The sequence below is a fragment of the Paenibacillus sp. B2(2019) genome (assembly GCF_008370385.1).
Lineage (GTDB): Bacteria > Bacillota > Bacilli > Paenibacillales > Paenibacillaceae > Paenibacillus_AQ.
The window spans coordinates 1-15769 of sequence record NZ_VTZR01000006.1 but is presented as its reverse complement, the minus strand read 5'-3'; the positions used below and the strand labels follow the sequence as shown (position 1 = coordinate 15769).

Genomic DNA, 15769 nt, shown 5'->3' with positions numbered 1-15769 from the left:
ACCTAAATATGCCACGTCCCACAGGTTAGATTAATGAATCTTATTTTCACTCTAAGTCATAGCTTATTTCATATTGCTCAGCATAGCTAATATCAAAGTAACTGCTTCTGCTCTAGTTGAAGAAGCATTAGGATTAAATTTTCCATCTCCATTCCCTTTAATTAAGCCTGCTTCTGCAGCTGTTGCCACATATGGTTTTGCCCATACTGGAACTTGATCTGCATCATCAAACGCTAGTTTTGCATTTGGATTTACTTCAAGACCCAGAGCACGAATAACAATAACGACTAATTCGCTTCTAGTTATTTCTTTATTTGCACGGAATGTACCATCTTCGTATCCAGAAATGAAACCAACTTTTACAAGTGCTTGAATGAAAGGCTGAGCCCATACTGGTGTGTTACTTTGATCAGTAAAACTAAACTCAGAATCAACAGAATCCAATTTCAGTGCTCTAGCTAACATGGTTGCAAATTCACCACGTGTTATAGTACCATTCGGTCTGAAAGTTCCATCTTCGTAACCTCTTACAAAACCAAGTTTAACTGATTTTTCAATAGAAGCCTTAGCCCAGTGTTCCGCAATATCAGACAGATCTACTTTAGGAGTTTCTGGCTCCGTTGGTTTTACTGGTTCTGTTGGTTCAATTGGCTTAGGCGTTGGCGTTGGATTTGGTGTTGGATTTGGTGTTGGATCTGGTCTTGATGCTGATGCCTTCACCGATATACTAATCTGAGTCGTCAATGGTAAACCATTCGGATTCGCTACACCCTCTGGTAAGGTAATAGTTCCATCTACTGTGAAGGTTTGCGCATTAATGCTAGATGGATTATAACTTGAAGCATCTACATTCCATGCTACATTCGCATTTACATTTACATTTACATTTTCTTCATAAGTAACTAATTCTACTGTTGAAGGCAATCCAAGAGCTGCTGCTGTCTTCGCTGTACCGTTAGCTACACCTGTAATTGCTGCGGGTGGTGTAATGCTTTGAAGCGTCTTATCCTGAACCGCTACAGCATCTACAGAAACACTAATGCTTGTCTTCAGGTCTACGTTATTGGGATTTTCCACACCTTCAGGCAGTGTTACATTTCCATCTACTGTGAAGGTCTGGGCTATCTTGACCGACGGATCATAGCTTGATGCATCTACTTCCCATGTCACACTTCCATTCACTATGCCCCCATAAGTAGCCAGTGTTACGGTAACTGGCAATCCAAGCGCTTCTGCTGTCTTGACTGCTCCGTTAGCTAGTCCTGTGATTGGTGTTGGTGTTGTTATGCTCACAAGCGTTTTGCCCTGATCTGTCTCAGCATTTACTGTAACACTGATTTTTGTCGTCAATGCTATGTTGTTCGGATTGTTCACCCCTTCCGGCAAGGTTACGGTTCCATCAACCGTGAAGGTCTGTTCTGCCTTAACAACTGCATCATAGCTTGAAGCCTCGACATTCCATGTCACATTGGCATTCATGCTTTCTGCATCCGTTACTATTTCTACTGTTGAAGGTAATCCGAGGGCAGCTGACGTCTTCGCTGTTCCGTTGGCCAACCCCGTGATTGCTGCTGGTGGTGTGATGCTCATAAGCGTCGTCTGACTGTGGACTTTGTAGGTTGCTTTTGCCATGACTGGGGTTCCTTCTACAGATCCCTTTACGGTAAACACACCCTCTTTAGCTACCATGTCTGGGGTAATATCATCCCAATCAACGTCCACCAGCCCTGTCGTTCCGTCGTTATATACGGCCTCAACCTGCTCTGGAAGTGTCGGGATTTGACTCAGCTCAGTATCGATTACAGGAACGGTTTTGTAATCCACGATTTCCTTTACAAATTCTTTCACGTCGAAGACATTAATCTCTGCAGCCGATGCAAACCCACTGTTGCCCGCCGTTGCTTCGAGCTTCACATACGATGCTTCTGTCGGATTAAAAGTTGCGACTTTCTCTTTACTGTCGTTTGCCCAACTTCCGCTTGCAACCTTGGCAAACTCCACTCCATCCGTACTTACATATACATTATAGCTTGTAATAATTCCATTGGTGCCGCCTGATTGCCTTGGCAAATAGGCGATTGAATCAATATTGTAGGTTCCTCCAAGGTTTAACGTAATCGATTGGGGGAGTGCGTCGGATCCATTCCACTTTGTATGCCAGATCGTTCCTGGGTTTCCGTCAATCGTCATGGCAGCAGAGTTGTCTGTGCCAGAATTCATTTCCTGACTTGTCGCCGTTGCCGTCATTTTGGACTGAGGGAGAGCATCCCTAACTGCGGCAATTGGCATAGGACGACTTTCAACGGTTACCCCGTCTAAAGTAACCTTTACAACAACAGTCGCATTAAATCCACTACCGATATCACCTTTAACAATGATCGTATTGCTGCCCTCAACAACCGACAGCCTTTGATCACTAAATTGATATTCTACAGTAGCTCTTGATAAATCGGCTGTTTCACCTGTATTTAACAAGCCTTCAATCGTAGCAACGACTGGTTGGTTTGGTTTAATCGCCGGTTTATTTAGAGTAATGTTAATGTTGTTTAAGTAGGAGCCCTTATAGATTTTTCCTGACTTGTCAACGAAAAGATACGTAACATATTCAATCGAACGTCCGCCGATCGTCACTCTAATCTTCATCTTTGCCATGCCTTCTGAAACAGCGGTCAGCAGGTTTGAATCGCCTACCGTAATCACACCCTGGTTTTCACTGGTTACTGTGATCTCCGCATCTTTCATATCAATCGGTTCACCCACACCCGTAAAAGCTTTGATATCATATTTGCCTGTTGTCGCATCAATCGGCTTATACTCATATTCGAAGCGATCAAATAAATTCGACTTATCAATCCCGTTTATTTCCACTTCAAGCAAATCAATCGTTGACCCGTTAGAACCGCCCTCAAATAGTAATTTAACGTATTGAGCATCTGTGTTTAATGCGTATTGGTCATAGAATCCAAAATAAGCAGTACCCGTCGGACCGTTAACGGTTTTGATATCATTCCATGCCACGCCATCAGCGCTAGTTTGAATTTTTATTGTTTTAGGCGTATTGATATATTTTTGTTCCAAAGAATTGAAGTTAAGATTGATATTAGCAATCTGAGACTTTGTCGGCAGCTTAAATTGAATCCATGCTTTCTCATTTGCAGGTACCGACCATTTGGATAGATCAAAATCATTGCCTTCAATTGTTTTTCCATCAACTAATTGACTTACAGCACCTTGATTATGACTAGCTGTAATTTCAGTGTCTGCAAGATTTTGGTATGGCAGTAAGTCTATGAATACTCTATTTGTTGTAAATGTTTTGCCGTCTAACGTTACATCAGCCCAAACGACTCCCCGCGTGGGTTGCTCTACGAACGGCGCAATAATTTCATTTTTTTTGAAAATAAATCCATTTGTTTCTTTGATCGATACAGGCTTTAAATTGCCACCCGCTTTTAAATCAACGATACCGCCGTGCCATTGAATTTGTGCCGCATCAAGCCCTATTGCTCCGCCTTTCGATGATCTGCCCTCGATTTGATAGCTGAGTTTTTCTAGTGTATCAACCTCGCCGTAAGCTTCCTTTCCATCCACGAGTAAAGTTGCGCTAATCATGTTTTCCCCAACATAAATTTTGCCGTCTCTTGCTGTTACTTTTAATGTATCCTGTTTCGTTACACCTTCATAAGTACCGTTAACTGTGATCGTCGTTGTTCCGTTTGATACCGGAGTTACGATTCCGTTATCATTAACTGCCGCTATTACAGGATTCGCGCTATTGTAAGTTAAACCTGAAAGCTTGGCTTTAAGCGCTGGGAATGTCATATATCCCTCAGTGTTGATTTTGAGCGATGAAGGTGTCAACTGTTCACCCGTTGCTTTGACATTAGTAAGCTTATATTTGCGTGCAGAATTGTCCGTTACAATCTTGATGATTGTGTCAATCTGATCCTCCTTGACATTAGTAAGATCGACGGTCAGACTATCTCCATTTTGTACAAAAGAAGTGACAGGAATATCCTCGTTCAACCAGGTTACGGATGTCACATGATCTGGAACCGGACGAATCGTTAAAGACTTTCCAGGAATGGCATCAAACCCTTTTTTGCTGTCAGGTCCTTTCATAATATGAAGATAAACATTGTTGTCTCTATACGTTGCGTATCCCCATTGCGGGCCTGTCGTACTATTAGCTAAAGCAAATTTTTCATAATTGCCTTTTCCATCATCTGCGTAGCCATAGCCCGCGAGGAAATATGGCATTGTACCCGTTGTAGACTCATGTCTTTCCGGCTTTCCTGCAGGTGCAAACCAATCTACAAAACTTTCTCTCACATCAATGTATTCCTGCTCTGCTTTAGGATACCTTGTCGCAATTTCTTCAGGGGAATTCCAATTGGGTCCGCGACTATCTACAGGCGTCTGATCATTATTATCCACATAGCCTCTGCCGACATTCATGATCATTTCCTTGACAACTTGCCTGTAGTCATCACGTTTACCGTAATATATAGATTGACCGTTTTTTGTGTGAATCATTTTCCATGGTTCCATAATCGTACGTTTTAAAGTATGATTTGCAGCGCCATTAGCGTAAATACCAGATGCCTCTTCGGTTCTTAAATCAGGGTCTCCATACTCTGCACCCCATGCATTGGAGTTTACGATAATTTCATCGCTATAATTGCGTACAACGCTGAATATCACATCAAAATTTTGATTCGGTATCCCTTGCGGCCCATCATAATAAATGTAGTCAGGCGCATACCGTTCAAGCAAATCAATCTGATTCTGCACATAGACGTCGGTCGTGAAGTAAGGAAAACCGCCGCCATAATAGAGGCCAAACTTCATTCCATGACGCTTTACTGCCAGTTCAAACTGTTTCAACCCATCTACTACCTTACCGTTTGCATCCTTCGGAAGATACTGATGCCTCACATCTGTTGGATCCGCAAATTTAGACGGCCAGAGATAAGCTTGTTGTATCGATTCAACCGAAACTAATGAATGCCCTTGAGCTTTTGCTCTTTCTGCCCATAAATCGGCAGAGAAATTCGGGTCAACAAAGTAGCTGTAAATTGGGGCAGCATGAGTTAAAGCGCCCACTCGACCTTCTTCAAACCATTTATTGGGACGTTCCTTTACTGTAATGGTCATATTCTTTCTAGACGTATTTCCATTTTTGTCAGTTACTTGCACAGTGAAGTTATAGTCTCCTGGTGCACAGTTAATACTGATTATACCTTTGCTGCTATTTAAATTGACATTTCCATTTACTAATCCATCTGCGATAGTGCCATCGGCATTTAATTCCAAGCCATCAGGCAGCCTGCCCTCTACGATACTCCAAGTATAACCAGGTGCTCCCCCGCTCGCCATAAATTGAAATGCCGAAGCCGCAACACCGTATTTATCGTTTCCTTTCGATTTATTCCATACATAAGGCCATTCCTTATAGCCAAACGGCATATTTTGGGATGGAAGTGGTGATTTAGTGGTTTCCTCGGTTGATAGGCCTTGTGTTACAATTTCTAGAGCTGCAGCTTCGCCTTTAACCGACTGAGCAAGTCCATTTATTTTATTGCCATTTTGATCTGCGACTCTTCCATAGAACCCAAGGTAAGCTGCATTTTGATCATTTCCTAACGGAACATTATTTTCATTAACATCTTCCGTATACGTATGTTTGATTTGAATCATCAGCTTATTCCAACCTTGCTTTAACGGGATCGCTTGTTTTGTCAAATCCTTTTGCACCTCCACAGGTGTGGACGGTGTCGTTACAGCCTTATCGTTGACATAAAGTCGATATGAACCGCTGGCGCCTACATTAAAATACGCTTGCTGTTCAACTGGGCTGTATACGTATGTGTGAGCGTATACATATTTGTTTTTAGTATCGATACCTTTTTTTACAGAATAATATCCCATTAAATCTTGATAATCATCGTAGTTTCTGTTGTAAATGCGATCATCGAAATATTCCCATTTATGACTTTCGTTATTCAAGCTTAACGGATCGCCGATTGCGGGAGCGATCGTAGCAGCGCCAGAATCAGGTCCAGCTGCCGGCTTGTTATTTACCTCTAATTCTGATAGCCCGGTTATGCTTGGATAAGGTGTACGTCCTTTATCAATTTCAACCTTCACTTCAACTACATTCTTCAACTCGGATTGCATAGCATACACGGTTGGTGATGATGGGCTGGAAGATGTACTATCAACCTTTCCGGATTCTACGATGCTACCATCATTCAGCGTGAAAGTAAGATGATACCAATTGTTAACGTGACGGCCATCGCCCCATTGCGCTATTTTGACTTCATTAATAGCAATAGGCTGACTCCATTTCAACCTTACCCATGGATTAGAATCGTTTTCTGTCACCCACTGACTATTTGTCAGTCCATCAACTAGTTTTGAAACAGGGTTTACTGCAAGAGTTGATGATGATGCTGTTATTTCTGATGCCGAAGGCGCGTATTTTACGATTTCTCCCACTTCAGTTCCATAAATTTGGTCTACTACAGGGGAAACGAATGGTCCTGATACCAACCATGAGTTAATAAACGGGGCGTTACCCGTCACTTGCTGTGCTTCTACTTTAGATACTCCTAAACCAAGCATTCCAGAACTAAAAATAATGGCTGTTACAAGTGCGAGAATAGAAAATTTGAAAAATCTATTTTTCATATTTATTTATCATTCCTTTCACTATTCATTTGAGATCAATATATCTTTTTTAGCGCTTTCATTTCCCTCAAACCAAACTTGAACTTCTACCTCCTTCCAAAACTGATGTTGTTATTGCTTTGCCTGTTAATAACTAACTGCTATTTGTCTGAAGTTCATTATTACGGCACCCAACTTTATTCATTATTTCACCTCTCTTTGCTGCATACGTTTGACAAGATTATATCTTGTCAAATAGGGTACTGATAACGCTTACAGTATAGTTCGGCTACTCGCAAACCAACAACTTCAAAAACTGTGGATTTTAATGTTTTTTAACATTATTCGTAATATTAATATTCAGATCCATTAAATCACTATATTTTAAAGAATAAATTTGCGAATTCACTTAGGTATGGTTGAAGTAAAGAAAGCTATCTGCCAGACGTAAAAAAAGCCCTACTCCCCAGTGAGGGGAATGGGCTGGATTCAATAATCTTGCTTAAGCTGTAGAAACAGCACACTCAATCATCATCTATATCCTGTCCTAAATGCAACCTGTATTCGCTGAGAGACATGCCAAAATGCTTCTTGAATCGCGTGTAAAAATAGTTATTCCTCTCAAGACCAACCTTCTCGATAATCGTAGACAAAGGCATATTGGAGTTGCGCATATATCCATCCAGCTTTTGCATTCGCAAATCAAAGATATATTGCGCAATCGACTGCCCGCATGACGTTTTAAACAATCGACCTACATAATTCGGAGACATACGCAAATTTTCAGCTATTGAACTTAAACATAAACCAGAATCGGAAAATTCCTGTTCTACAATTCCGATAATGCGCTGAATTAAATAATCGTTATTGTTTGACGAGTTTTTTAACATTATTACCTTACTGCAGAGCTTTGTCAAAAAGGTATTCATAACATCATCGATATCCTTGATCACTTCTGCATCTTGCAGATTGTACAACAGCTCCTGCAGAAATAGATCTTGATTATCCTTTATGGCAGGCATTTTGCTATATACACCGGAATAAAGACAATAAATCAAATGTATAATGCACGATATGATTTCATTATAAGAAGATTTATACAACTGCTTATTAATAGATTGATAGATGACAACAGCACCTTCAATATCTCCTTCAAGTACTTTTTCGATCAGCTGTTCTTCCTTCTTCACAGGTACATGGAAATCATCCAAATTGATTTCATCCATCATATAAGGAGAAATAATGCATCCATGTCCATAACGGATCTTAAGTTGAATCGAACCCTTCATACTGTTATACATGCTAGGCAAATGTTCCATTCCCTTAAACAAGGTGCTGTACGTCATAGATAATGATATACGAATAAATTGTTGAGTTTTACTTTGTACTTCGCGTAAATATCGCTCTATTTTTTCCTGCACTAACTTAAATTGCGTTACTTCTGCACAATCAACTAACACTACAAATTTATCGGATTCACAACTGAATATTTCACACGGAATTCCCTCCGCTATTTCTGCTGCAATATTCACAATGGCATAACGCAATGCCCAACGCTCTTCTTGAGTATTTTCTGACATAAATACACTGTAATTATCTATTTTGAATAGACACATACACAGTTGATTCGAGGTTATATAATCCAAGTTCAGATCATGAAGCTTGTCCAGAATAGTATTCATCGAATACGTTGAACTTTCACTTAACAGGGAATTTAGTATATCTTGTTTGGCAGCATAGCCAGTTTCGCGCATTAATTTATCAAGCTGTAAATTTCGCTCCTTCATCGATTCAAATACCGTTAGAATAACTTGAAATTCTTCCATGTCAGACACGAGTGGATCGCTTTTTTCAGGAACTTCTCCTTTTATGATTTTCGTAATGGCTTGAATAGGATTATTAAGTCTGCGTGCCAAGAACAGGCAAATGAGCGCGCAAAAAATAAATACAGCTGCTACGATCCCCGCCGACACGATTGATGCGGTGATTACATCCTTGAAAATTTTTTTGAAGGGTGTAATGCCCATGATGTACCAGTTGTTTGCATTACTTTTACTGCTCGAAACAAGATAACTGATTCCGTCAATTTTTTGTACCTGATTCATGTTGCCGTCCAGTTCCTGCGCCTTCCGGCCTAATGTCCGCACTTCACTCATGTCATGAGCAAAATCCGGTGAGAGGTCCATGCTTAAAATAGAACCGTTGGAGTTAACCACAAAAAAAGATGTCTCAGGAACTGTATCACTCCTATTAATCGCTTGTATTGAATTCGTAAGCGCTTTCGTTCGGATGTTGACAACGATAGCATTTTTTAAGCCAGATTCCGTGGTCCCTGGTTCAAATATTATATATGAACACACATTTGCCGATTGTGTTGCTTCATCAACAGATGCCACAATGGGACGACCACGATAATCGGCCACAAATTTTTTGTCAGTTAACAACTTTGCAATTGCCTGATCTGAAAATGCAGACGATGACTTAATTTCACCGCTGCGTGAGGAGTAGTACAAATCCAACCCCGTATTGTAAAGATACACGCTGTCGATGTCGTTCAGTGTCAGAAAGTGCTTGTCAATTACCCTGCTTGCTGCAATTGCAACACGCACATCATTCTCTTTCATGTTTAAATACGAAATGATATCTTTGTCGGTGTAAAGAGCATTTCCAAATTTTTTGGCGGTCTCGTCGAGATAGGTGATACTGTAATTGGATTGAGCAATCAGTTTTTCGTTAAAGCCGTTAATTAATGAAATTGTAGTTCGTAAATAAGTAAATGACAAAAAAGTCGTAAGTAAAACAGTGATGATGAACGAGATAATCAAAAAAGAGAAAAAAGATTTACGTAGAAAGCTCGTACTACCTTTTTTTGTTTTTTTTGAGAGCTTCATTACGACCTCCTAGTGACAGCTTCCTAGTATATATTGTTTTTTTATTATAGTTATAAATAAATAATACCTCAACAATTTATCACACTTTGTAGAAATCGCTATTTTTTAGAGATGCCCCGTGTTGAAAAACAAAAAGAACAACATATTTGTTTGTTGAACCTCCCCCCCCTCTTAGCTACAGTAATAGCAGACGTACAAACGATCAAAGAAAGGGGGTGAAACAATGAAGACGATTACAAATGCAATGCCGAATCGCACGGGTAAGCCTCGCAAGACATTGATCAGCGCACGCCGTCAGACACCTTTCTATTTAATGATGGCACCCGGATTAATTTTTGTTGCGATCTTATCATACTTCCCGATGGTCGGTGTTATCATTGCCTTCAAAGATTACAATGCACGCGATGGTATTTTCGGAAGTCCATGGAAGGACCCGCTATTCAAAAACTTTGAGTTTTTCTTTAAATCCGACTTAGCGAAAAGCGTTACCTTCAATACTCTTTTTTACAATTTAATAGAAGCAGTTGCCGTTACGGTTTGCGCTTTGGCACTTGCTATTCTATTAAATGAAGTAAAAAACAAATTTGTATCTGCTACCTATAAGGGATCGATTTTACTGCCGACCTTCCTCTCATGGATTGTCATCCAGTTCATTCTCTTCAGCCTATTGAGTGTTGACCGTGGTATTGTCAACAACATGATCACCAACAACGGCGGAGAGGCCATTTACTGGTACAGTGAGCCGTCTTACTGGCGTTACATCTTGCCAATTGCTTATCTATGGAAGAACGTCGGTTACTATTCGGTGCTGTATGTGGCGGCGATTGCAGGGATTAACACCGACTACTATGAAGCTGCGCAACTGGACGGTGCTTCGAAGTGGCAACGTATTAAACATATTACATTGCCGCTTTTACAACCGACCATCATTGTTCTTTCTCTGCTGTGGGTTGGAAAATTGTTCAATGGCGGTCTGGGTGACTGGAACGGATTCTACACGCTTGCAAATGATGCGGGTGCTCTGTACTCAACAACAGACGTTATCGACACACTTGTATTCCGCTCGTTGAAAAAAGTCAATGACTACGGCATGTCGTCGGCAATTGGTTTATATCAATCGGTAGTTGGTTTCTTCCTTGTGTTGATCTCGAATTACATCATTAAAAAGAGGGATCCCGATAGCGCACTATTTTAATCGATCCGAAAGGATAAAATTTGCACTTTCTGATCGATCTGCTGAAACGGAATACTGTCTTTGAAAAAAGACTTATATCCGTTTCTAATTGGGAGGAAAATATATGCTTCTACGAAAACTACATTTTTCAAAATTAGTGATTCATCTTACGTTCATTGCCATGAGCCTAGCCTGCATCCTTCCGCTGCTTTTAGTTGTATCCATATCATTTACGGACGAGCGATCGTTGATGCTCGATGGATATCGCTTCTGGCCCCAAGAGTTCAGTCTGAATGCTTACAAGTATGTATTCAATGGGGCAGGCTCTATTATGAATGCATATGCGGTTACGGTTTTTGTGACTGTTGTTGGCACACTTTTACATTTGCTGTTTACTTCCATGCTGGCGTATTCGCTGACACGGCCTGAAGTAACTCATCGCAAGGCGCTCTCATTCTTTGTGTACCTTCCGGTTCTGTTTAACGGCGGTCTTGTTCCTCAGTATATTTTACTAACGCGAATTCTACATCTGAAGGATACCATCTGGGTGCTGATTATCGTCTATCTGGTGTCGGCGGTTAACATCCTGATTATGAAAAATTTCTTCCGTACGATTCCAGATTCATTAATTGAGTCAGCGCGTATTGATGGCTCGGGTGAAATCCATACTTTTTTCCGGATTGCACTTCCTCTTTCTAAACCATCGTTAGCAACTATCGGTCTCTTTATAGCGATTGCATACTGGAATGACTGGATGACAGCATCATTGTACATTGAATCACAAAAACTACGCCCCCTACAATATCTGCTGCAATCTTTGATGAACAACATTGGATATTTGCAGTCGAACGCACAAGCTTCACAGTCAATGGAGTCTGCTATTGGAATGCTGCCTAGTGAAGGCGCACGCATGGCAACTTGCGTACTCGCCATCGGCCCTATTATTTTGCTGTATCCTTTACTGCAAAAGTACTTTGAAAAAGGCTTGACAATAGGCGCTGTAAAAGAGTAATTTTACCGGTTAACAACCGGAAAATTAAATAAATCTCAGGGGGAACGACAATGAAAAGATTTTCCGCAATTCTGTTGTCTGTAACGATGCTGTTTACCATGATGCTGACCGGCTGCGGACAGAAAGAAGCAGGCTCAACCGACGATTCTGCTACGGCTCCGGCTAATGAAAAATTGGTTGAGCTCAACTTCTACATGATGAACAGCCCTGTCAATGAATTTGACCGTATCATGAAGAAAGCAAACGAAATCATTGCCAAAGAAATCAACGCAAAACTAAATCTGATTCTGGTAGACAGCAGTACTTATGCTGACAAAATGAATTTGATGATCAATTCCGGCGATGACTGGGATCTAGGATTCACTGCTAGCTGGGGCGGAATTAATTTCTTTGAAAACGCCGCCAAGGGGGCTTATGCTGACCTGACCGACCTTCTTCCTAAATATGCGCCTGAAACTTATTCCCGGATCCCTGAAGGCCTTTGGGAAGGTGTGAAAGTAAAAGACCGTATCTATGCAGTCGTTAACTATCAGCAGTGGGGCACCTCCAAGCGCAGCGGTTTTCAGTTCCGTAAAGACCTGGCGGAAGAAATGGGCTTTAATTGGGGAGCTGTAAAAGGCAAGTCAACCATTGAAGCCCTCGAAATGATTGGACCTTTCCTTGGCGATGCGCTCAAAAAACACCCTGAGATGATCGGTTTTGAAACCAGCTCTATTTACAGCTTGTTTGCAAATGACCCGCTCTACTGGAATATGGAATCTGTCGGAGATATGAGTATCCCTGGCTGGATTAACCTTGATAATCCAGACAAAGTCATCAACCAGTATGAGACAGAAGATTTTGCGAAGTTCTCTGGAATTATGCGCGATTGGTTCCTCAAAGGTTATGTTCGCAAGGATGGTGCAACTGTAAAAGATACGACTCCTGACCGTAAAGCGGGTAAATTCGTCGCTGAGAAAACTTACGGCTGGCCGGACAGTATCGACGTTCCTGAGCAAAACCTTGCCATGTCAATGATGCCAAAGGATGGAACAGCCCCTGCTGTCTCCGTATCCACTACTCGTACGATGATACCGGCAGGAGCTGGTTCCACTGCGGCAATTGCAATCAATTCCGAATCGAAGCACATTGAGAAAGCTTTGGAACTTATCGAGCTGCTTAACACCAACGATGACCTTTACAAACTCATCACGCTCGGTGAAGAAGGCGTTGACTACAAATTTAATGAAGATGGCGCGTATACACCGGTTGAAGGCAAATACAGTTTCAACTGGAACGAATGGCAGATCGGTCAATCTTATAGCCCAACTTTCAACCGTGCTCAATATGACAAGAACAAGGATGGCGAAACCCAAAAAGAGATCCAAACATTTGTCTATGAAACGGACAAAACAGCAGATATCTCACCAGTTACGGGCTTCGTGTTCGATCCGACACCTATAAAAACTCAGCTTGCAAACTGCTCCGCAGTTATAACCGAGATGGTTCCGGCACTAAGCTCCGGTTCAGTAGATCCTGAGAAAGTATTGCCTGACTTCCTTAAGCGTTTAAAAACTGCTGGCGTGGACGACATCATCAAAGAAAAACAGGCTCAATATGATGCCTGGAAAGCAAACAAATAATCTCGCACTCCTTATGAAATCCGGTGTATTGAAATATCTTACACCGGATTTTTATTTAATAGCCTAATAGAGAGGAATCCGATATGCGCTATTCTATTATGTGTAAATCTTTTAATGGCAGTGAAGTACTAGACTGTGAGAAATTTTCAGTGAATCTGGAAAACAGTCAATATACTTTTTCCTGCTATCCTTGCAGTGCTTCGATTACAACGCATACCCTGCCGCATGGTCAGCGTGTGGATATTACCTTGTCTTTTCATGAAGATACTAGAGTTCCGATGAATTTTTCATTTTCGATGGAGGCCGGGCAATGGGAAAAAGGCAACTATGTGTTGATGCCGGGTGCGGTTTATAATGGTAACCGCTTTACAAGCTTGCCTCTTCCCTATCCGCCTTATTATGCACCTCCCCAAAATGGCCCACTTACAGATGCCGAAGTCATAACCAGCATTCCTCATCTCGATATTAAGAAAACAAAATCGCGAATTTCTTTGCTTTCTGGTGATATGGCATCTTCTTTATGTGGATTTTATGATCTCAACGATCAATCGGGTTCTGTCCTGCTCAGTGAGCACCAATGCGGGGGTTATTATACTGGCTTTACCGTCGATGAAAATCAAGTCGATCGCCAAGCCTCTTTTGTACTCTCCGTTCCGGGCGTACGTGAAAATACGCAATATTTTTTTGGAGATCAAAACGACGGACAAGGCTTTTGTCCAGATGTCTCAGCTCCATCTCAGGATACTGGAGCTTTGTTCAAGCAAGGTGAAACATTGACTCTTACTGCTTGTGTCTTTCATTGGCAGCAAATATCTTTGCCTGACTTTTTCAAACAGGTGAATGGTTCTAAAACAACGTTGGAGATTCCGGAGCATTTTTATAACGTTCCATTTTATAAGGCCTATATAAGTATCAAAGAAAAATACCAAAGAGAAAACTTTATAGAAGAAGGATATTACTCCGTAGGGACCGACTGGAATATACCTCAACAGTGTTGGCAGGCAGGCTGGATTGGTGGAGGCATGAACAGCTATCCGTTCTTACTGGAAGATACATCCGAAGCACGGCAGCGCGCACTGTCTACCCTTCGCTTTATTTTTTCACGGTTGCAGCATCCCAGCGGATGGGTGTTCGGCATGTATGGAAACGGAAAATTTTATGGTGACGGCTTCGACAGTAACTCTGAAACCATTTTGCTCGTCCGAAAAAATGCCGACTTGCTCTATTTCGTTATGAAGCAGCTATTGTGGCTTTCGGAGAATCACCAATCCACAATCGAGTTTAAGCAACCCGTAAAGGCTCTTTGCGATGCATTTGTACGGTTGTTCCGAAAATACGGACAGCTCGGACAGTTCATTGATATGGCTACAGAAGAAATAGTGATAGGCAATTCTGCCGGAGCGTGTATGGCTGTAGGAGCGTTGGCACTGGCAAGCGAATATTTCCAGTCTGCGGAATACCTCAATGTGGCCGAACGGCTTGGTGAGTATTATTACAATAACTATTTAGAAAAAGGCATGCTGAACGGCTGTCCAGGAGAAATCTGTCAAGCACCGGATAGCGAAGCGGCCTTCGCCATGCTGGAAAGCTATGTCCAGCTGTATGAAACGACCCGAAAGAGCATCTGGCTATCCTATGCAGAATATTCCTGTGAAATTGCCATGACATGGGTCATGAGCTATGACTTTGTGTTCCCTGCACACAGTACAGCTGCAAAGCGTAGTGTGCATAGTAGCGGCACGGTATTTGCCAACGCGCAGAACAAGCATTCTGCTCCTGGGATTTGTACACTTTCGGGCAACAGTCTACTCAAGCTGTTTCGTTTTACTGGAAATGCAAAATATCTGCAGGATCTACATGCCATTGCACACAGTTTACCGCAGTATGTATCTCTGGAAGAAGATCCGGAGTTTACGCTCGAAAAGAAATATTTACCTCCAGGCTATATGAATGAACGTGTGCAAACAAGTGATTGGGAAGGCAAGGAAACCGTGGGTGAATTCCTCTATGGCTCCAACTGGCCAGAAGTTTCCATGATGCTTACGTTTGTGGAAGTACCCAGTATTTATGTGGATTTTAGCAGCCGCACACTCCAGGTATTCGATCATGTGGAATGCTTTGTTACACAGTGGAATCAGGATTCCGTACACCTGGAAATGTATAATCCTACAGCGTACAGCACGATGGTAACGCTGCTTGCGGACGAACGTACAAACACCAAGTATGTGACGCACAATTATTTTGAAAAAATGAAAACTGTTCCTCTTTCAGCCGGACAACGGATACCATTTGAATTGAAAAAATAGCAGGAGGATTTTTTATGTTGAATATTGGTGTTATTGGATACGGCGTGCGGATCGACATGCTGATGGATGATTTGTTCGCGCTACCTTATGAA

At 41.7% G+C, this 15769-nt stretch carries 6 protein-coding genes; 4 read left to right on the top strand and 2 right to left on the bottom strand.

Features of this window, described 5'->3' with window-relative positions; translation table 11 throughout:
- Window positions 1–63: 63 nt before the first annotated feature.
- Both PAENI_RS07035 and PAENI_RS07030 read right to left on the bottom strand, forming a co-directional pair.
- Window positions 64–6693 (bottom strand): S-layer homology domain-containing protein, encoded by a 6630-nt coding sequence (locus PAENI_RS07035; protein WP_149644792.1) that lies wholly within the window; start codon window positions 6691–6693, stop codon window positions 64–66.
- A gap of 503 nt (window positions 6694–7196) precedes the next feature.
- A complete protein-coding gene (locus tag PAENI_RS07030; RefSeq protein WP_149644791.1) occupies window positions 7197–9563 on the bottom strand; it encodes an AraC family transcriptional regulator in 2367 nt (788 codons plus the stop codon).
- A 223-nt stretch (window positions 9564–9786) separates the two neighbouring features.
- On the opposite strand from PAENI_RS07030, the gene PAENI_RS07025 reads away from it, so the two are divergent.
- From PAENI_RS07025 to PAENI_RS07010, 4 genes are all read left to right on the top strand, one after another.
- Window positions 9787–10758, top strand: coding sequence for an ABC transporter permease (locus tag PAENI_RS07025; RefSeq protein WP_149644790.1), 972 nt, complete (start codon window positions 9787–9789; stop codon window positions 10756–10758).
- A gap of 103 nt (window positions 10759–10861) precedes the next feature.
- Window positions 10862–11749, top strand: a complete 888-nt coding sequence (locus PAENI_RS07020; RefSeq protein ID WP_149644789.1) for a carbohydrate ABC transporter permease — start codon at window positions 10862–10864, stop codon at window positions 11747–11749.
- Between the two features lie 50 nt (window positions 11750–11799).
- Entirely contained in the window at window positions 11800–13371 is a 1572-nt protein-coding gene (locus PAENI_RS07015; RefSeq protein WP_149644788.1) for an ABC transporter substrate-binding protein, read from the top strand.
- 83 nt (window positions 13372–13454) lie between these two features.
- The gene (locus PAENI_RS07010) at window positions 13455–15677 is read left to right on the top strand and encodes a hypothetical protein (RefSeq protein WP_149644787.1); all 2223 of its coding nucleotides are present in this window, start codon (window positions 13455–13457) and stop codon (window positions 15675–15677) included.
- Window positions 15678–15769: the final 92 nt, after the last annotated feature.